General features: G+C 65.4%; 18 protein-coding genes. 12 read left to right on the top strand and 6 right to left on the bottom strand.

The annotated features are described in order from the left end of the window. Positions 1-137 precede the first annotated feature (137 nt). Positions 138-1,034, bottom strand: a complete 897-nt coding sequence (locus CAL18_RS19450) for a LysR family transcriptional regulator (RefSeq protein WP_026639473.1) — start codon at positions 1,032-1,034, stop codon at positions 138-140. A gap of 116 nt (positions 1,035-1,150) precedes the next feature. Here CAL18_RS19450 and CAL18_RS19445 point away from each other — a divergent pair, with 116 nt between their 5' ends. Genes CAL18_RS19445 through CAL18_RS19435 form a run of 3 tightly spaced genes read left to right on the top strand, consistent with a single transcriptional unit; the run spans position 1,151 to position 4,008 of the window. After that, positions 1,151-2,149, top strand: coding sequence for a Bug family tripartite tricarboxylate transporter substrate binding protein (locus CAL18_RS19445; RefSeq protein ID WP_094795716.1), 999 nt, complete (start codon positions 1,151-1,153; stop codon positions 2,147-2,149). Between the two features lie 19 nt (positions 2,150-2,168). Continuing rightward, positions 2,169-3,560 carry a lyase family protein gene (locus CAL18_RS19440; protein WP_094818547.1) on the top strand — a complete coding sequence of 464 codons (1,392 nt, stop codon included), beginning with the start codon at positions 2,169-2,171 and terminating at the stop codon, positions 3,558-3,560. Next, the gene (locus CAL18_RS19435; RefSeq protein WP_094818546.1) at positions 3,553-4,008 is read left to right on the top strand and encodes a carboxymuconolactone decarboxylase family protein; all 456 of its coding nucleotides are present in this window, start codon (positions 3,553-3,555) and stop codon (positions 4,006-4,008) included. Before CAL18_RS19440 ends, CAL18_RS19435 begins: the two co-directional genes overlap by 8 nt. 24 nt (positions 4,009-4,032) lie before the next feature. Here CAL18_RS19435 and pcaQ read toward each other — a convergent pair whose 3' ends face one another. Continuing rightward, positions 4,033-4,992, bottom strand: coding sequence for a pca operon transcription factor PcaQ (gene pcaQ / locus CAL18_RS19430; protein ID WP_141214339.1), 960 nt, complete (start codon positions 4,990-4,992; stop codon positions 4,033-4,035). A gap of 97 nt (positions 4,993-5,089) precedes the next feature. Between pcaQ and pcaH the strand changes: the two genes are divergently transcribed. The 9 genes from pcaH (at position 5,090) to CAL18_RS19385 (ending at position 14,264) form a co-directional block, all read left to right on the top strand. Continuing rightward, the gene (gene pcaH, locus CAL18_RS19425) at positions 5,090-5,821 is read left to right on the top strand and encodes a protocatechuate 3,4-dioxygenase subunit beta (RefSeq protein WP_094795714.1); all 732 of its coding nucleotides are present in this window, start codon (positions 5,090-5,092) and stop codon (positions 5,819-5,821) included. Next, entirely contained in the window at positions 5,809-6,399 is a 591-nt protein-coding gene (pcaG, locus tag CAL18_RS19420) for a protocatechuate 3,4-dioxygenase subunit alpha (protein WP_094795713.1), read from the top strand. The genes pcaH and pcaG overlap by 13 nt, the downstream gene beginning before the upstream one ends. 301 nt (positions 6,400-6,700) lie before the next feature. Continuing rightward, the gene (locus tag CAL18_RS19415; RefSeq protein ID WP_094818545.1) at positions 6,701-7,717 is read left to right on the top strand and encodes a Bug family tripartite tricarboxylate transporter substrate binding protein; all 1,017 of its coding nucleotides are present in this window, start codon (positions 6,701-6,703) and stop codon (positions 7,715-7,717) included. A 77-nt stretch (positions 7,718-7,794) separates the two neighbouring features. Further along, the gene (locus CAL18_RS19410; protein ID WP_026639481.1) at positions 7,795-9,114 is read left to right on the top strand and encodes a Rieske 2Fe-2S domain-containing protein; all 1,320 of its coding nucleotides are present in this window, start codon (positions 7,795-7,797) and stop codon (positions 9,112-9,114) included. Between the two features lie 15 nt (positions 9,115-9,129). Then, positions 9,130-10,119, top strand: coding sequence for an ABC transporter substrate-binding protein (locus CAL18_RS19405; RefSeq protein WP_094818544.1), 990 nt, complete (start codon positions 9,130-9,132; stop codon positions 10,117-10,119). A 26-nt stretch (positions 10,120-10,145) separates the two neighbouring features. Continuing rightward, positions 10,146-11,117 carry a PDR/VanB family oxidoreductase gene (locus CAL18_RS19400; protein ID WP_094818543.1) on the top strand — a complete coding sequence of 324 codons (972 nt, stop codon included), beginning with the start codon at positions 10,146-10,148 and terminating at the stop codon, positions 11,115-11,117. Between the two features lie 16 nt (positions 11,118-11,133). Beyond that, entirely contained in the window at positions 11,134-12,330 is a 1,197-nt protein-coding gene (locus tag CAL18_RS19395; protein WP_094818542.1) for a Gfo/Idh/MocA family protein, read from the top strand. 81 nt (positions 12,331-12,411) lie between these two features. Then, positions 12,412-12,963, top strand: a complete 552-nt coding sequence (locus CAL18_RS19390; protein ID WP_026639485.1) for a MarR family winged helix-turn-helix transcriptional regulator — start codon at positions 12,412-12,414, stop codon at positions 12,961-12,963. A 77-nt stretch (positions 12,964-13,040) separates the two neighbouring features. Further along, entirely contained in the window at positions 13,041-14,264 is a 1,224-nt protein-coding gene (locus tag CAL18_RS19385; protein WP_094818541.1) for an MFS transporter, read from the top strand. A gap of 264 nt (positions 14,265-14,528) precedes the next feature. On the opposite strand, the gene CAL18_RS19380 is transcribed toward CAL18_RS19385, so the two are convergent. From CAL18_RS19380 to CAL18_RS19365, 4 genes are read right to left on the bottom strand one after another with little or no spacing between them, the layout of a single operon-like run. Further along, positions 14,529-16,208 (bottom strand): ABC transporter ATP-binding protein, encoded by a 1,680-nt coding sequence (locus tag CAL18_RS19380; RefSeq protein ID WP_094818540.1) that lies wholly within the window; start codon positions 16,206-16,208, stop codon positions 14,529-14,531. Beyond that, positions 16,201-17,088: an ABC transporter permease gene (locus CAL18_RS19375; protein WP_094818539.1), complete on the bottom strand. Its 888-nt coding sequence runs from the start codon at positions 17,086-17,088 to the stop codon at positions 16,201-16,203. The genes CAL18_RS19380 and CAL18_RS19375 overlap by 8 nt, the downstream gene beginning before the upstream one ends. A 7-nt stretch (positions 17,089-17,095) precedes the next feature. Continuing rightward, the gene (locus CAL18_RS19370) at positions 17,096-18,037 is read right to left on the bottom strand and encodes an ABC transporter permease (protein ID WP_026639489.1); all 942 of its coding nucleotides are present in this window, start codon (positions 18,035-18,037) and stop codon (positions 17,096-17,098) included. Between the two features lie 4 nt (positions 18,038-18,041). After that, positions 18,042-19,631 (bottom strand): ABC transporter substrate-binding protein, encoded by a 1,590-nt coding sequence (locus CAL18_RS19365; protein WP_026639490.1) that lies wholly within the window; start codon positions 19,629-19,631, stop codon positions 18,042-18,044. Positions 19,632-19,693: the final 62 nt, after the last annotated feature.

The following is a 19,693-nucleotide window of genomic DNA, read 5'->3' as shown; positions in this document are numbered from 1 at the left end:
CGGTTGCCGTTTGCATTGGAGGCCGCTTCGCAACCTGGCGCGGCGGGCTGCATCCGATGAGTATGTTGCAAGGCCGGGTCGCATCCCACAAGCCGTTTTCGACGAATCGGCATATCTGCTCGACGAAAACGGCGGCCTCAGGCGGCCCGGACGACTTGCTGCGCGCATTGCAGCAGCGTGTTAAGCCAACGCCCCCGCTGGGAAGGGTTGCGCCACAACAACCCCAGCTCGCGCGGCGGTGGCGCCTGACCGCCGCTTTCGCCCGCAAGCGCGGGCACCGCAAGCTTGCACAGGCCGGGCCCGGCCAGGCCCTGGCCGATATCCGGCACCAGGCTCACGCCCAGGCCGCGCTCGACCAGCAACGCCAGGGCCATGATGGAGTTGAGTTCCAGCCGCTCGCGTGGGCGAATGCCCTGCGCCTGCAGATAGCGCTGCGCCAATTGCCCGCCGGCCAATTGACGGTCGTAGCGCAGCAATGGCGCGCTGCGCAATAGTTCGAGCGGATCGCGCGCGGCGTCGCGGGCCGGGGCAAGCACGACCAGGGGTTCTTGCCGCAACGGCGTCCAGCACACGGTCTTGGGCAGATCGAAAGACAGCTTCAGACACAGCGCCGCATCCAGTTCCGACTGGACAAGAGCCGAATACAGCGCGGGCGTGATGCCAATGCGCAGGGAGATGCGCACGTTGGGGTATTGATCGCTGAAGGCCTGCAGGATATCGGGCAGAAAGCCATGCAGGGCGGTGTTCACTGTGCCCAGCCGCAGCTCACCCGCGTCTTCATCGGTAGCCACCCAATCGCGCAGCGCATCCGCATCCTGCACCAGCGCCGGACCGCGCTCGGCCAGCCGCTGTCCCGCTGCGGTGGGCCGCACGCTGCGGCCCTGGCGCACCAGCAACGACATGCCCAGCTCTTTTTCCAGCGCGCGCATTTGCTGGGCGACGGCCGCCGGACTCAGCCCAAGCTGGCGCGCGGCTTCCGACATCGAGCCCAGCTGTACGACCTTCAGGAAATGGTTCAGGTAGCGGATATCCATTCAACGCATTTTCTTTTATTTAATGAAAGCAATACAACTGTATTGCGCGACCCGGTACGGACGACAATGGGCGATCACGCAATCCCGTATCACTACTCCGGAAAAAGGAAGTCGCAATGCCCTGCAACACCCCGCTCTCGCCATCCCGCCGCCAGGCGCTTGCCGGCGCCCTGGGCCTGGCAGCCCTGTCTTGCGCGCCGGCATGGGCCCAAGGCGCCAGCCCGGTCATGCGCATCGTGGTGCCCTTCGCGCCAGGCGGCGGCAACGACGTGCTGGCCCGCCAGCTCGCGCACGGCCTTACGGAAACCTTCAAGCAAGAAGCCATCGTCGAGAACAAGCCCGGCGCGGGCGGCAACCTGGGCGTCGAACAAGTGGTGCGCGCGTCGCCACAGAACAGCATGTTCCTGCTGGGCCATACGGGCACCGTGTCCATCAACCCGGCGTTGTACAAGAATCTCAGATTCAACGCGTCTACCGATCTGCAACCGGTAGCCATGTTCGCCTCGTCGGCGCTACTGTTGGTGGTGCCGGCCGACTCGCCCGTGCAGAATGTCGCACAGCTTGCCCAGGCCCTGCGCGCCGAGGGCTCGGACATGGACTATGCCTCCAGCGGCACCGGCACGGGCGGCCACCTTACCGGCGAGATGTTCCTGCAGGCGCTGGGCGCACAGGCAGTGCACGTGCCATATAAAGGCACGGCGCCGGCGCTTGCGGACGTGGCAGGCGGCCAGGTGGATTTCAGCTTCAGCGTCATACCGGCCGCAATGGCGCTGGTCAAATCGGGCAAGCTGCGGGCGCTGGCAGTCACCAGCGCCAAGCGCATGAGCCTGATGCCCGACGTTCCCACCGTAGCCGAAGCGGGTGTCGCCGAACTGGCCGGCTTCGAAAGCACACTGACTTACGGCATCCTGGCGCCCAAGTCCGCGCCCCAGGCCCAAATCCGGCAACTCGAAGAAAGAATCCTGCAGGTCGCGGCCACTGCCGAGTTCCAGTCGAAGCTGGCGGTCGAAGGCGCCGAACCCCTGCTGGGCGGTGCGGCCGACTACGCGCGCCGCATCCAGGAAGAAAGCGGCAAGTGGGGCCAGGTAATCAAGGTGTCGGGCGCGTCCGCCTGATCAGAGCATAGAAGCCGCCATGCTGATATCCCTGATCGACCAGAGCCTCAACCCGGCGGGCGACACCGAACTGTTTACAGACGGGCAGTGGCTGCAGGCCCTGCTGCGCTTCGAATCGGCGCTGGCCCAGGCCCAGGCCGAGGCCGGATTGATTCCGCACAGCGCGGCGGCCGCAATCGGCGATGTGTGCTCGCGCATCGAACTGGACCGCGCGCAGTTCATCGCGCGCTCGCGGCGTACCGGCGCGCTGGGAATCGGCCTGGTAGAGCCTATTCAGGCGGCGCTGGCCAGCGGTCATCCCGCGGCGTTGCCTTACCTGCACTGGGGCACCACCACGCAGGATGCCGTGGACACCGCGCATGCCCTGCTGACCAAAGCCGCCCTGAACGCCCTGCTCGAAGAGCTGCGCGGGCTGGTCACCGCGTTGCGCGCGCTGGCAAGCAGCCATGCCGCCACGCCCATGATGGCGCGCAGCCTGCTGCAACCTGCCCAGATCACGAGCTTCGGCCTGAAGTGCGCACAATCTGCCGCGGCACTGCTGCGCAGCGTGCAGCAGCTGAGCGCGCTTGCGCCGCAGGCGCTGTGCGTGCAACTGGGCGGCGCGGTCGGCAACCGCGCAGCCATGGGCGCGCACGGCGCGCGGGTCGAATCGGCGCTCGCGGCCGGGCTGGGGCTCTGGGCCCCAGGGCTGAGCTGGCATACCCAGCGCGACGCCTGGATGCGCCTGGGCATGGAAGCCGCGATATGCGCGGGCAGCCTGGCCAAACTGGCGCGCGACTGGTCGCTGATGTCGCAGTTCGAAGTCGGCGAGCTGGCAGAAGCCGCCCGGGGCAAGACCTCCAGCGCCATGCCGCACAAGCGCAACGCCGTGCATTGCATGCAGGCCGTGGCCCAGACGCAGGCGGTGCCGGGGCTGGCCGCGGCCTTGCTGGGCTGCATGGCGCAGGCGCATGAGCGGGCGCTGGGCGAATGGCAGGCCGAACTCGCCGCCTGGGCGCCGCTGTGGCGCCACGTACATGGCGCCGCCGCAGCGCTGCGCCTGGCGGCCGAAGGCCTGCAGGTAGACACGAACCGCATGCAGGCCAATATCGACGCCCTGCACGAGGTCATTTTTTCGGAAGCCTGCGTCGATGCGCTTACGCCGGTCGCCGGTCGGGCCCAGGCGCAACAGGCGGTCGAACGCCTGGCGCCGCAAGCCCTGCAGGCGCAACAACCGCTGTCGGCGACCTTGCGGCAGTGGGTAGCGTCCGAACTGGGCGCCGGCGCGGCGGCCGATGCCGGGCGCGCCCTGTCGGCCGCCACCGACCCGCTGCGCGCAGTACAGGCATCCGCGGCCAGCTGCGCCGAGCTATTGCAGGCGTTGGACGCCACCCTTGCATCCTCTTTCAACCTGGAGCCCCACCATGCCTGATTCCCTTCCCCCCGACGCCCTGCAACGCGGCCTGGCCAACCGGCGCAAGGTCCTGGGCGATGCATGGGTAGAACGCTCGGTGGGCAACGCCAACGCGATGAACGTCGAGTTCCAGCGCATGATCACGTGCTATGCATGGGACAGCATCTGGAGCAGGCCGGGCCTGGAGCCGCGCACGCGCCGCATCCTGGTGCTGGCCATCACCGCATCCATGGGACGCTGGGAAGAGTTCGAGCTGCACGTGCGCACCGGCCTGCAGGCGCCTGCCGACGATCCGGCCAGTGCGCCGCTCGCTCTGGACACGTTGCGCGAGGTACTGCTGCAAACCGCCGTCTACGCAGGCGTCCCCGCGGGCAACACAGGCATGGCCATCGTGCTGAAGGTGCTCGCGGAACTGGGGCGCACCCCGCCCAAAGCCGACTTCTGGGACGCCAGCCCGGCCGCCTAGCCGTTGCTGCCGCCCGCGGCGCGGCTAGCCTGGCCGGCTGAGCCGGGCCTGCTCGCGCGTCAGGCCCGCCTGCCGAAGCGCGGCGACCAGATCCGCCGCCGCGGGCGACAGCGCCACGTCGGTGCGCTGCAGCAAGCCCATGGGTTCGTCAGTGCCGCCATAGGGCACGGGCAGGCGCGCCAGTTCGCCGCGCTGCAGCGGTTTTTCGACCAGGCTGGACGGCACGAACCATACCGCATCATTGTGCAGCGCCAGTTCCATGTTCAGGGATACCGACAGGCTTTCCACTCTTGCCAGGCGGCGCGGCAACCCCAGCGAACTGATCACGCTTTCGGCCGATTGACGAATCAAGGTGCCGTCCGGGGGCACGACCAGCGGGTACCGGGCCAGGGCCGTCGGGTTCAGCGCGGGCTGCTGCAACAGCGCGTGTCCGGCCCTGACCACCACAGTCAGGGGCTCGCGAAACAGATGTTCGAAACTCATGCCCGCCATCGCGTCGGGCTCGCCCAGGCGGCCCACGGCAAACTCCAGGTCGGCGGCCTTCAGGCGCTCGAGCAGTTCCGTGTTGCGACCCGTATGCACGCGCAGGCTGGCCATGGGCCAGCGCTGCCGGAATATGCGCAGCGCGTCGGGCAGAAGCACGCTTGCTACAGTGGGCAAGATGCCCGCCGCCACCGTCACCGATGCGCCGTCATCGGGTTGGGTCAATTGCCCAATGCCATCCCGCAGGCTGCCCAGGCATGCCTGGGCATAGGGAGCAAACGCCCGCCCTTGCGCGGTGAGCTCGGCGCCATGCCGCCCTCGTTCAAACAACCTGTGCCCCAGCACTTCTTCCAGTTCCGACAAGGTCTTTGACACAGCGGGCTGCGTAATCGCCAGCTGGTCGGCCGCGCGTTGCAGGCTGTTCAACTGTGCAACGGCAAGGAAGCACTGGACATGCCGCAGCTTCAGGCGGCCGACAGGCAGGGGGACGGGAGTTTCCATAACTTTTTACGCTATCGCGCTGCATGAAACGTCACTTTCCATAACTTAACCGTCTCATTACAGTGGACGCAATCTTTCAATCGACGTTGGAGCGCGCATGGACGGATCTTCACCGCATCGGCCTGTACTTACCCCGCGCGACTGGCGGGCGCATCCGCCCTACCGGCACCCGGAGTACAAGTCGTCCGTCCTGCGCAGCCCCACGCTGCCACTGATTCCCTTGCGCGACGCGCTGAAGAACACCCAAGCGCCCGTTTACGGCGCTCAGAGCCTGGGCCCCCTGGACCACGACCTTACGCGCAACGCGGCCAGGAATGGTTCACCGCTGGGCGAGCGCATATTGGTAACCGGGCGGGTGCTCGACGAATACGGCAAGCCGGTGCGCAACACGCTGGTGGAAATCTGGCAGGCGAATGCCGCCGGCCGATACGTGCACAAAGGCGACCAGCACGATGCGCCGCTGGATCCGAACTTCCTGGGCGCGGGGCGCTGCCTTACCGACAACGAAGGCCGCTACCGCTTCCTGACCATCAAGCCGGGCGCCTACCCGTGGGGCAACCACAACAATGCCTGGCGCCCCGGCCATATTCATTTTTCTTTATTCGGAGACTACTTCGGATCGCGACTGGTTACGCAAATGTACTTCCCCGGCGATCCATTGCTGGCGCTTGACCCCATTTTCCAGGGCACGCCAGCCCACTGCCGCGACCTGCTGGTATCGCACTTTTCGCCAGAGGCCACGCAGGAAGGACATGCGCTTGGCTATGCATTCGACATCGTGCTGCGAGGCGCGCTTCAAACCCCTACGGAGCAGGCATGCCGACGCTGACACAGACGCCGTCCCAGACCATAGGTCCGTTTTTCGCCTACGGCCTGTGCCCTGAACAGTACCGCTTCGACATGGCGAGCCTGTTCACCCCGGTGCTCGCGGAACGCCACGCCGAGGGCACGCCGGTCACCATAGAAGGCTGTGTCTATGACGGCAGCGGCAAGGCCGTTGACGACGCGCTCATTGAAATGCTGCAGGCTGATGCGCAGGGCCGCTATGCACAGCCCCACGATGACATCGCGGCCACCGGATTCAAGGGCTTTGCGCGCGTGGGCACCGGCACAGATCCGCAAGCGCGCTTCGTCGTCGACACCATCAAGCCCGGCGTCACCGGCCCCGCGTCCGCGCCCCATATCGATGTCATAGTCATGATGCGCGGCATGCTGCTGCATGCGTATACCCGCATCTATTTCGAAGAAGATGCGCAGGCGCACGCAAACGATGCGGTGCTGGCCGCCGTGCCGCCCGAGCGTCGCTCTACCCTTATCGCCCGGCGTATCTCGAACGCCGGACGCGCAATCTACCGTTTCGATGTTCACCTGCAGGGAGCACAGGAAACCGTGTTCTTCGACGTGTAAGCGCGAAGAATCATTCGCCGCACCGGCGAGCCGTTCCGCTGTTTCGAAGACCAGCCGTGGCTTGCCGCGGCTGCCGCTGTACTGCCCGCCCGGCATGGCCGGCGCGGGCGTCGGGCGCTGATGCATCGCGCCGTTTCGCACATTTTTTTAAGAATGGACCTTGCCCATGGATTGATTCGTTGAATTATTCTTAGCTATCTAATATTATTTTACGGCACGTCGACATAACGCTGATTGCGATCCAAGCGCACACGGCCCAGGCAATTTCAGAAGAACGTGCCACGACAAAAGGAGAGAGACAATGCATAACAATCAGCAAGTATCGTCGCGCCGGGGCTTTCGTATCGCCCTGTCCGCCATGCTGGGGGCCGCGATCGGCCTGGCTGCGCCTTATTGCGCGCAGGCCGCCGACTCTGCCGAAACATTTCCGTCGCGCCCGGTCCGGTTCATCGTCCCGTACGCCGCAGGCGGGCTGCCCGACACGGTCGCGCGCGTGGTGGCCCAGGGGCTCACCAGCAGTCTGGGCCAGCCGGTCGTGGTCGAAAACAAACCCGGCGCCAACGGCGTTGTGGCCGCGCAGGCCCTGGCGAGCGCGGAGGCCGACGGCTACACCTATCTGGTCACCGACGGATCGATGATGTCCATCAATCCCTCGTTGTACAAGAACCTTCCCTATGACCCGAAGCGCGATTTCGTGCCCGTGTCGCTGATCGCGACATCGCCATTGTTCCTGGCCACCAGCGTACAGACCAACATCACATCGCTGCAGGACTTCATCAAGCAAGTGCAAGCCAAACCCGGCGGCCTGGATTACGGGTCGTCCGGCATCGGAAGTTCCCATCACCTGACGATGGAAGCCATGAAGATCGCGCTCAAGCTTGATATCTCGCACGTGCCTTTCCGTGGTTCCGGGCAGTCCGTGCCCGCCATGGTGGGCAACCAGGTCGATGTCGTATTCGCCGCATTGCCGTCGTTGTCGGGCTTTGCCGAAAAAGGGCAGGTGAAGATTCTTGCCACCAACGCCGGCGCGCGTTCGGCGCTGGCGCCCGACATTCCCGCCATTTCCGAAATCATTACGGGCTTCAACTTTGCCGTCACGGTGGGCGCGCTCGCCGCTACGGGAACGCCCGATTATGCCGTCCAGAAAATGAGCGCCGCCATTGCCAAAGCCGTCAAGGCCCCGGCCGTGGTCAAGCAGTTCAACACGCTGGGCATCGAGCCGGTGGGCGGCACGCCGGCCGAATATGGCGATGCCATCGACGACGAAGCCAAGCGCTACGAAGGCGCGATCCAGGCGGCGGGCATCAAGGCCGACTAGCAACGCGGCGTGGCTCGCGCCACGCCCATCCCCGCCCGGCGCCCGAGGCCGCATATTGAAATGAAGGAGCTACCCCGATGTTGACGAATGAAGAGAATGAACTGCTGTGCCGGGTAGTCGGCGATGCCCCCATGGGGCAACTGATGCGCAGGCACTGGATACCGGTGTGCCTGAGCGAAGAGGTCAGCGAGCCCGACGGCGATCCCGTGCAGGCCCGGGTATTGGGGGAAGACCTGGTGGTGTTCCGCGACACCGACGGGCGTGTCGGCGTGATGGACGAATACTGTCCGCACCGGCGCGTGTCGCTGGTGTATGGCCGCAACGAAGAATGCGGCCTGCGCTGCCTGTACCACGGCTGGAAGATGGACGTCGAAGGCAATGTCATCGAAATGGTGTCCGAGCCCGCCGCCAGCACCATGGCCCAGAAAGTCCGGCACAAGGCTTATAAAGTCAAGGAATGGGGCGGAGTGATCTGGGCCTACATGGGCTCGCAGGATGACGTGCCCGAGTTCACGCCGCCGCCGTGGGCGCCCACCGCCGACACCAAGGTCAGCATCGCCAAAGTGCTGATCCCGTGCAATTGGGCCCAGATACTCGAAGGGGCAATCGATTCCGCGCATAGTTCCAGCCTGCATTCGTCCGACTTCGTGCCGGCGCGCGTGGGCAGCGCGGAAGCTACCGAAAAGAACTGGCTGCGCCCGTCCACCGACAAGGCGCCGCGCCTGCAGGTGCAACGAACGCCCTTCGGATTCCGGTACGCCGCCATCCGCCGGCCCATCGTCAACGCGGCGCAGAACGACTACGTGCGGTCAACGGTGTTCGTTGCCCCCGGCACGGTGCTCATTCCTCCCAATAACCTCTACAACGTCGCCAACGTCAACGTGCCGATGGACGACACCAGCACGGCGTTCTATTTCATCGCGTGGGGCGCCAAGGCCACGACCCCCGACACGGAAACATGGCGACGCTTCCTGGGCACCAGCGTGGGAATCGACCTGGACACGCGCTACCGGCCCCTGCGCAATACCGAGAACCGGTTCTGGCAGGACCGGCAGGCCATGAAGGCCGGCAACTTCACCGGCATACGCGGCTTTCCGAACCAGGACATCGCCATGTGGGTCACCATGGGGCCGCTGGCCAACCGCTCCGAAGAGCGCCTGGGGGCAAGCGATCTGGCCATTGTCGAGTTCCGACGCCAGATGCTGGACGCCGTGCGCGCGTTTCAGCAGGGCGAACCGGCGATCGGCACCGGTGATCTGCGCATTGCGCCCGATGTGTGCTCGTTCCAGGCCATTGTGCCCAAGACCACGGACTGGCGCGAATTCACCGCGCAACCTGCGGGCGTCCAGCCAAGCAACGACCCGCAACTGGCGGGCAATTACCAGACCACCGCCTGAATACTGGAGACCACGTTGGCCAAGCTACAGCTTTCTATCGCCATGGGCGACTACGACCGCAACCGCGCGCTGTACGACGCAGCGGTGCAGATCGATGGCGTGGACCCGACCTACATGCTGCTGAACCCGGAAGAGATGTTCTTCCGCGCATTCCGCTTCCAGGACTTCGACGTCAGCGAGCTATCGTTCAGCAGCTACCTGGTCAAACATGCCAACGGCGACTGCCCTTACGTTGCGCTGCCGATCTTCCTGTCGCGCGCCTTTCGCCATACGTCCATCTATGTGCGCAAAGACCGCATCCGCACTCCGCAGGACCTCAAAGGCAAGCGCATCGGCATACCCGAGTACCAGCTCACCGCCAACGTGTGGGCACGGGCGCTGCTGCAGGACGATTACGGCGTCAGCCCTTCCGACGTGACCTGGGTGCGCGGCGGTATCGATCAGCCCGGCCGTCCCGAGAAAATCAAGCTGAAGCTGCCCGACGACGTGACGATGGTCGATGCGCCGGCCGACACCACGATTTCCGACATGCTAGATCGCGGCGAGATTGAGGGATTCATGGCGCCCCGCGCGCCGTTCGGCGCGGCACGCAACAACCCGGATGTCGGCTGGCTGTTCGACGACCCAACTGCCGTCGCCAAAGACTACTACAGCCGCACCGGCATCTTTCCCATCATGCACGTGGTGGGCCTGCGTCGAACCCTGGCGCAACAGCATCCCTGGCTGCCGGGCGCGCTGCTCAAGGCATTCGAGCAGTCCAAGGCGGCGGCGCTGGCCAAGCTGGAAGACACGTCGGCGACCAAAGTCACCCTGCCCTTCGTGGAAGAACAGCTCAAGGCGGCGCGGGACACCCTGGGCAAGGACTACTGGTCTTATGGCGTAGAGCCCAACCGCCGCACACTGGAAGCGTTCACCCGCCATCACCACGCGCAAGGGCTTTCGTCCCGGCACGTGGCGGTCGACGAGCTGTTCCATCCCGGCACCTACGAAACATACAAGATCTAGGCGCAGCCACGCGCACACAAACAGCCATGACTGAACTATCCCCCGGCGCCGATGCGCTCATGCCCCTGCAGATCTGCGCGATCAGTGACGCGGCCGCCGGCATCCGCTCGTTCGAGCTGCGCCGCGCCGACCATGGCGAGCTCCCGCCCTTTACCCCCGGATCGCACATAAAAGTGCAGGTGCCAAACGGCGAGCTGCGCAAGTACTCGCTTTGCAACAACGCCGCCGAACGCGACCGCTATGTCATCACGGTAAAACGCGACGAGCTGGGCCGGGGCGGCTCGATCAGCCTGGTAGACCAGGCAAAGGTCGGAGATATTCTGCCGGCGTCCCAGCCGGACAACGCTTTTGCGCTGGCGGAAAACCCGGGCAGCCTGATATTCATCGCCGGCGGCATAGGCATCACCCCGATACTTTCAATGATCCGCTCGCTGGAAGACCAGCCCGATATCCCATGGAAGTTGTATTACCTGAGCCGGTCGCCCGAAACCACCGCGTTCCTGGACGAACTCTGTGCCCCCGCATTGCGTGCGCGCGTAAAGGTGCATCACGATCACGGCGACCCGGCGCAGGCGTTCGACCTGTGGCCGGTGCTCGAAAAGCCCAATCGCGGACACGTCTATTGTTGCGGCCCGCGCGGCCTGATGGAGGCGGTGCGCGATATGTCGGGACACTGGTCGCCGGCCCGCATCCATTTCGAGAGCTTTCTCGAAGGCGGCGGCAGGCAGCCCGATGACAAGCCGTTCACCGTACAGCTGGCGCGCTCGGGCGGCGAGTATGTCGTGCCGGTGGGCAAATCCATTCTGTCGGTGCTGCTGCAGGCGGGCGTGCACGTGGGCCATTCCTGCGAAAGCGGCACCTGCGGCTCATGCCGCACCGCACTGCTCGAAGGCGCCGCCGACCATCGCGACATGGTGCTGCTGCCCGAAGAGCACGACAGCCAGATCATGGTGTGCGTGTCTCGCGCCACCGGCGACAAACTGGTGCTGGATCTTTAGTCCGGACGTTCCTGCCATGACCGAACCCGTACTGAAGATAGGCGTCATCGGGCTGGGGCGCGCGTTCACGCTGATGCTGCCTACCTTCCTGGCGGACCCGCGCGTGCGCCTGGTTGCCGCTTGTGACCCCCGGCCAGGCGCGCGTGCGCAGTTCCAGGCCGACTTCGGCGGCCCGGCATACGACAGCGCCGAAGCGCTGGCGCAAGACCCGGAAGTCCAGGTCGTCTATGTGGCCAGCCCGCACCAGCACCACGCCGCGCATACGCGCCTGGCCGCCGCCCACGGCAGGCACGTGCTCGTTGAAAAGCCCATGGCCCTTAGCCTGGACGAATGCGACGCGATGATCGATGCCTGCGAGGCCGCTTCGGTCCACATGGTCATCGGGCATTGCCACAGCTTCGATACGCCGTACCTGGAATGCCGGGCACGCATTGCCCGGGGCGACTACGGCGCCGTCAAAATGGTGCACGCGCTGAACTACACCGATTACCTGCTGCGGCCCCGACGGCCCGAAGAGCTGTCCACGCGCGACGGCGGCGGCGCGGTGTTCAGTCAGGCCGCCCATCAGGTCGATATCGTGCGCCTGCTCGCGGGCACCCGCGCGACCCGCCTGCGCAGCGCCCTGGGCAACTGGGACTCCCGGCGACCCACCGAAGGCGCCTACAGCGCACTGCTATGGTTCGAAGGCGGCGCGTATGCATCGCTCAACTACAACGGCTACGGCCACTTCGATTCCGACGAATGGATGGGATGGACCGGCGAAATGGGCGACGCCAAGGCGCCAACCGCCTACGGCGCGGCGCGCCGCAAACTGAAAACCCTGCCAACCCCCGCCGACGAAGCGGCATTGAAGGCGGCAGGCACGTATGGCGGGTCTGCCTACCACGCGCCGGCCCGTACCGACGCGGACGCGCCGCGCGCCGCACACCAGCATTTCGGCGCCTTCCTGGTATCGTGCGAACGCGCCGACCTGCGCCCCATGCCCGACGGCATCTGGGTGTACGCCGACGAGCAACGTGATTTCCTGCGCCTGCCGCCGCCGCCCGCGCCCAGGCTGGAAGTCATCGACGAACTGCATAACGCCGTCTTTCGCGATGCGCCCCCATTGCACGACGGGCGGTGGGCCAAGGCTACGCTGGAGATCTGCCTGGCCATGTTGCGCTCCGACCAGGCCGGCGCCGACATATGCCTGCGCTGGCAAACAGCCGCATAGGACCGCCCGGCCGCAATGGCGACGCGATACTTTGGGGTATCATTTTTCGCGACCCTTTTCGCATAACCCGCAGTCTTCCGCATGGCATCGAAAGAAACGAGACAAGTGCTGGCGCATTGGCGTGAGGCAGTGCCGCACGATCGTCTGGCGCACCTTATCAAAGACGCCACCCGCGCGTTGGTGCGCGGCCTGCAGATGCGCCTGGCCGACCATAATGTCTCGTTCGGGCATTGGGCGTTTCTGCGCATCCTGTGGGAACAGGATGGCCTGAATCAACGCGAGCTCAGCGAACAGGCCGGCGTCATGGAACCCACCACCTACGCCGCCATGAAGGCCATGGAAGCGCTGGGCTACATCGAGCGCAAGCACTTGCCGGGCAACAAGAAGAATGTGCACGTCTTTCTTACGCGCAGCGGCCGGGCATTGAAGAAGAAGCTCATTCCGCTTGCCGAAGAGGTGAACGCCATCGGCACCCAGGGCCTGACCAGCGCCGAAATCGCCACCACGCGCAAAGTGCTGCTGGCCATCATCGCCAACCTTGCCGATGACGAAGCCGCGATGGAAAACGCCGAACGCCGTCTGGTGTCCACCCGCGAACTGTCGCGGCGCATCAACGAGACCTCCGCCTCGTAACGCCGGCATCCGGCTCCGGCCAGTATCCAATATCATACGGGGCTGCGGCCTTCGCATAACCCTACCAATGTAGCCCGATGAATCGCGCAGCCCCCGCCTGGCTCATGCCCGTGGCGGCAATCTTCACTCTACAGACCATCTCGGCGTTCCTGAACCGGCTGATTCCCATCATCGGCCCTGCGATGTCCGCCGAATTCGGCTGGAGCGGCAGCTCGGTGGGGTATCTCACCGCCAGCAATTCCCTGGGAGGCCTAGTACTGCTGATCGCGGGCTCGGCCCTGCTCAAGCAGATAGGCGGCATGCGGGTGCTGCAGCTGACATTGGTGGTGGGCGCCGCGTCAATGGCCTTTCTGCTGCTGCCCTACGTTGGCATAGCCTTGGCCGCATGCCTGCTGATGGGGCTGAGCGGCGGGGCGGCCAACCCTGCCGGCAGCGAAGTGCTGCAACGCTTTTCCCCACCCGGCAAGCGTAACCTGATGTTCTCGATCAAGCAGGCGGGCGTGCCTTTGGGCGGCGTGATCGCCGGCCTGCTGGTGCCGGCCCTAGTGGTATTCGCGGGCTGGCGCGTCGCGCTCTTCATCTGTGCGCTGGCAGTGGTGGTGCCCACCCTGCTGACATGGCGGCTCAGCGCCCGGCTCGACATCACTCCGCCGGCGCGCGGCCGCCGGTTCCCCGTGCCTACGCTGCGGTCCTGGCGTACGCTGGCCGTGCCGCTGGCGTCGCTGGCGCATAACCGCAGCCTGATGAAGATGTCGGTGGTAGGGGCGCTTTTCGCGGTATCGCAAAGTTGCTGGTTCACGTTCACGGTCATTTTCCTGTATGACCGGCTTGGCTATTCACTCGCCCTGGCGGGCATGGTGTTCGCAGTGATGCAGGCGGGCGGCGTCATCGGGCGCATCGCGCTGGGCTGGCTGTCGGACTATCTGCGCTCGGCCACTGCCGCCCTTTCGATCGCGGCCACACTGTCGGCGGTCACCACCGCGACGCTCGGTTATACCAGCGCTGAATGGCCGCTGTGGTCCGTCATCCTGCTTGCCTTCGTGGCGGGAAGCTCGGCCGCCAGCTGGAACGGCGTGCAGATCGCCGAGGTGGCCCGCCATTCTCCGTCGCACCTTATTTCAGAAACGTCGGCCGGTTCCAGCATTCTGGTCAACCTGAGCAATATGGCTGCGCCCACCGCGTTCGCCGCGTTCGTGGCGACAAACGGGCGGTATGACTACGCGTTCCTGTGCGCGGGCGCTTGTTCATTGCTGGTGCTGGCCCTGCTGCCCCGCGAGCGCGGGCGCGCGCAAGGGGCATAGGTTATCCGTGGTCACGCCCCTGCTGCTGGAACGTCTGCACCTGGTGGGCGCCCCCGGTTCCCCGCTGTCGCGGATGAAGACTGCAACACTGAAAGACCTGTCGGGTCGGTGGCCAAAGAAGTCGCCGCCGGCCGGCTGATCGCCGTGCCCATCGCGGCGGGCGGGCTCTCTGTTGAGTTGGCCATGGTCACGACCGTGGAACAGGCCAGGCGCGCGGCCCGTGCCCGCGCATGTCCCCACGCACGGGCAGCGTCGCCGGCGGCGCTAGTGCGCCACGGCCGCCATGGCCGGCGGCGGCGCGCCATCGCGCAGTTGCTCGAGCGGACGAAAGTTCTTGAAGTCCCAGTGCCGTCCGGGCGCGGCGTCAATCAGCTGGCGCGTGTACTCGTGGCGGGGCGAGGTCAACACCTGCTCGGCCTGGCCCGCTTCCACGATACGGCCCTTCTTCATGACCACGATGGTGTCGCAGATCTGCGCGGCCACGCGCAGGTCGTGCGTGATGAACAGCACAGCCGTCTCGGTGCGCTGGCGCACGTCCTCGATCAGTTCCAGCACCTGTGCCTGCACCGACACGTCCAGCGCCGACACCGCCTCGTCGGCGATCAGCACTTCAGGGTTCAAGGCGAGCGCGCGGGCAATGCAGATGCGCTGCCGCTGCCCGCCCGAAAACTGGTGCGGATACCGGTCCATGGCGTCGGCGGGCAGCCCCACGAGTTCCAGCAGCTCGATGGCGCGCTGCCTGGCCCGCTGACGCGTCACGCCATAGTTCAGCATGCCCTCGATAATCGATTCGCCGACGCGGATGCGCGCGTTGAGCGAGCGGTACGGATCCTGGAACACTACCTGGATCTTCTGCCGCATGAGCCGGAACGCCCGCCGCGTCGCCGTGGCGATATCATGGCCGTCCAGCTGGATGGTGCCCGTGCTCGGGTCGATCAGGCGGGCGATGCATCGCGCCACGGTAGATTTGCCCGACCCGGATTCGCCCACGATTCCCACGATCTCTTTCTTGCGCAGCGTAAAGCTGACGTCATCGGCGGCATGCACCTGGCGCGACGGCTTGAACAGCGAACGCTCCGCGTAAGTCTTGCCCAGCTTGTCGACTTGCAGGATAGCCTTGCCGTCGATAGCAGACCGCGCCCGGGGTGTCAGGCTCGGCACCGATGCCACCAGCATGCGTGTATAGGCGTCGCGCGGGCGGGCCAGGATATCGTCCCGACTGCCGACTTCTACAATGCGGCCACGATTCATGACCGCGATGCGATCGGCGATTTCGGCCACCACGCCGAAGTCGTGGGTAATGAACAGCACCGCGGTCTGGTGCACCTGCTGCAGTTCGCGGATAAGCGCAAGAATCTGCTTCTGGGTGGTGACATCCAGCGCGGTGGTGGGTTCGTCTGCGATCAACAGGCGTGGCTGCAGGATGAGCGCCATGCAGATCACGATGCGCTGCCGCTGGCCGCCCGACAACTGGTGCGGGTACGAATCATAGATGCGCGCCACGTCGGGCAGGTGCACCGATTCGAGCATGGCCAGAATGCGACGCTTGCGCTCGGCGGCCGGAAGCGAGCTATGCGTGCGCAGCACTTCGTCTATCTGCCAGCCCACGGTACGCACCGGGTTGAGCGCCGTCATGGGTTCCTGGAACACCATGGACATGCGCGTGGCCCGCAGCGCGCGCAGCCGTTCGGGCGAGGCCTTGAGCACGTCTTCGCCTTCGAGCAGGATCTGGCCAGCACAGGGCTGCAGCGCATCAGGCGACAGCAGGCCCATGACGGCGAACGAGGTCACGGACTTGCCGGAGCCAGACTCGCCGACCACGCACAGCGTCTGGCCGGCATGGATGTCGAAACTGACATCCTGCACAACCTGCTGGGTGCCTCCGGTCAGCCGCACGCCCAGGTTGCGGATGCTTAGAACAGGAAGATCAGGGATATTAGACACGGCGGGCCATCTTGGGGTCCAGGGCGTCACGCAAGGCGTCACCCAACAAGTTCACACTGAGTACGGTCAGCGCCAGGAAGAATCCCGGCACAAGGATGAGCTCGGGCTTCATGCGGAAATACATGCGCCCTTCGGCGATGACGTTGCCCCACGAGGGAATCTCGGGCGGCATGCCCACGCCCAGAAAGCTCATGATGGCTTCGGCCAGGATGGCCGAGGCAAAGATGAAGGTGCCCTGCACGATGAGCGGTGCCACGGTATTGGGCAACAGGTGCCGCAGCATCAGGCGCGGCGTGGGCGTGCCCAGCGACACGGCGGCCTCGACATACGGCTCGCCGCGCAGGCCCAGCACCAGACCGCGCACCAGCCTGACCACGCGGGGGAACTCGGGCACCGCGATGGCGATCAGCACCGTCAGCATGTTGGCGCCGGTGACGGCCACCAGGGCAATGGCGAGCAGGATGCCGGGCACCGACATGATGCCGTCCATCACACGCATGATCACCATGTCGGCATAGCGAAAGTATCCGGCTATCACGCCCAGCAACAGGCCGGGCAACACGGCCGCGAACACGGTGCCCGCGCCGATCAGCAGCGATACCCGGGCCCCATGAATGACGCGCGACAGCAGGTCGCGGCCATACGAGTCGGTTCCGAACCAGTGCGCGGCGGAAAACCCCTTGAGGCGTTCGACCGGGTTGATTGCCATGGGGTCGGCCAGCCCCAGATGATTGGCTGCCATTGCCGTCAGGATGATCAGGCTCAGAAACAGCGTGGCAAACAGCACCGGACCGGAGCGCAATGCGCGGCGCAAGGCCAGCAAGCGGCCGGAGCCGGCCGCGGCCGCCGGCAGAACGGCGGGTTGAGCGGTGGTGGTCATGCGAGCCTCAGTAGCGGATGCGTGGATCGAACACCGAATACAGCAGGTCGATCGTCAGGTTGATGCCGATATACAGCAGGGAGAACAGCAGGATCAGCCCCTGGATCAGCGGATAATCGCGTGCAAGCACGGATTCCACGACCAGGCGGCCCAGCCCCGGCAAGTTGAAGACGGATTCTGTCACCACGACGCCGCTGATCAGCAGCGCCACGCTGATCCCGATAATGGTGATGATGGGCACGGCGGCGTTGCGCAGCGCGTGCGAAATCAGCACCGTGCCTTCCGTGATGCCCTTGGCGCGTGCCGTGCGGATGTAGTCTTCATTCATGGTTTCCAGGATGCTGCTGCGGGCGATCCGCGCGATCAGCGCAATGAAACCCGTGCTGAGCGCCAGCGTAGGCAAGGCCAGATGCCGGGCGAACTCGAACACTCCGGCCGACAGGGGCTTGTAGCCCTGCACCGGCAGCCACCCCCACTGCATGGCGAACAGCAGGATCAAGGCGTACCCGGTCACAAAGACCGGCACCGAGAAGCCCACGACCGACAGCGCCATGATGGCCCTGTCGATGCGGCTGCCCCGCCGCCAGGCCGCATAGGCGCCCAGCGGCACGGCCACCAGCGTGGAGAACACGATGGTGCACAGGGCCAGCGCCAGCGACGGACCGATACGGCTGCTGATCATCGACGTTACCGATGTTCCCGAATGCAGCGACACGCCCAGGTCGCCGCGCAGCACCTGCGTGGCCCAGATGCCGAATTGGGCCGTAATGGGGCGGTCCAGCCCCATGTGCTGGCGCAGCTCCTGCAATTGCGCTTCCGTGGCCGAGTCGCCCGCCAGAATCAGCGCGGGATCGCCCGGGCTGAGGCGCAGCAGGCCGAACACCAGCACTGCCACGGTCAGCACCACGGGTACCGTCGCCAGCACCCGCTTGATCAGATAAACCAGCATGCGCTTACTTTCCAGACTTGGCGATGTTCCAGAAGATCGGGGCCGGCGATTCCAGCACCCCGGTCAACTTTTTGCTGTACGCAGCCGCGGTCTGGATCTGGCCCAGCGGAATGGCCACGCCCTCATCCAGCATTACGTCCTGCAGCTTGTCGGCGATCTGCTTGCGCTCTTGGTCGGTGGTGGCAACCAGGAACTTTCCGCGCAGCGCTTCGACCTCGGGCACGTCGGCCCAGCCGAACCAGGCTTTCTCGCCATTGGCCGACACGCCGTAGTTGCGCAGCGGATCCAGAATCTCGGACATGTGCCAGGTCGTCACAAAGATGCTCCAGCCGCCCTTGGCCGGCACGTCGCGGTTGGCGCGGCGCGACAGCATGGTCATGAAATCCATGGCCTGCAGCTGCACATTGAAGCCCGCCTGCCGCAGTTGCTGGGCGATGACCACGGGCATGGCCGAAGCCATGGCGATGTCGGTGGCGTGCAGCACGACCACGGGAGAATTGTCGTAGTTCGCTTCCTTGAGCAGGGCCTTGGCCTTCTCGATGTTCGACGGAACGATCATGTCGGCGCGAATGTCGCTGGCATAGGGCAGCCCGCAGCCGAACACGGCGCCGCAGGCTTTGTAATAGGTGGGATCGCCCACCTGCGCCTTCAGGATATCGTCCTGGCCGATGGCGTACATGGCGGCCTGGCGGACCAGTTTGTTGTCGAACGGCTTCTGGGTCTGGTTGAAGCGGTACATCGGCTGGTAGCCCATTTTGTCCAGCACGCGCAGTTCGACATCGGGCGCGCTCTGCACCAGGGGCGTCAGGTCAAAGGGCACGGTTTCCAGATAGTCGACCTCGCCTTCCAGCAGGGCGTTGACCGCCGTCATCGGATCGGGCAGGGTCAGCCATTCCACGCGATCCACCTTGACCACCTTGCCGCCGGCCGTGGCGCTGGGCGGCTCGTTGCGGGGCACATAGTCGGTGTTCTTTTCGTACACCGTCTTGACGCCCGGCTGGAACTCGGCCTGCACGAACTTGAACGGCCCCGACCCGGTGTAGTCGGTGATGGCCTGCGCGGCGGGTGTTTCCGCCACGCGCTTGGGCATGATGAAGCTCGGCAGGCCACTGGGCTTGGCCAGCGCGGCCAGCACGTCGGCCGGCTGCGTCAGCACGATGTTGAACGTCCGGTCGTCGATCACGTTCATCGATTCGACCAGCGGCATCAACTGGCGCCCCATCTTGTCTTGCTGGGCCCAGCGCTTGATGGACGCGACACAGTCCTCTGCCTTGACCGGCGCGCCGTCGTGCCACTTCAACCCTTCGCGCAGCGTAAAGGTGTAGGTCTTGCCGTCGGGCGAGATCTCCCACTTGTCGGCCATCTGCGGACGAACCTTGTTGTCGGCATCGGTGGCCAGCAGCGTGTCATAGATCATGTACGCATGATTGCGCGTCTGGTGCGACGCGGTCAGGACAGGATCGAGCACCGACAGTTTGCTCGCCATGACGACGGTGAGCTTGTCCGCCAGCGCCGGCGTGCTGGCAGCGGCCGCCAGCGTGGCGGCCAGGCTGGCGCGAACCAGCCAGGATTTGGTGGATTGCTGCAATTTCATGGTGGATTCCCCTTTATTGGGGCCGGCGCCCGCCGGCCGCGTTTGGTTGCTGGGCGTGGATG

Source organism: Bordetella genomosp. 7, assembly GCF_002261415.1.
Classification (GTDB): domain Bacteria; phylum Pseudomonadota; class Gammaproteobacteria; order Burkholderiales; family Burkholderiaceae_B; genus Bordetella_A.
This window is presented reverse-complemented; position numbering and strand designations above follow the sequence as displayed.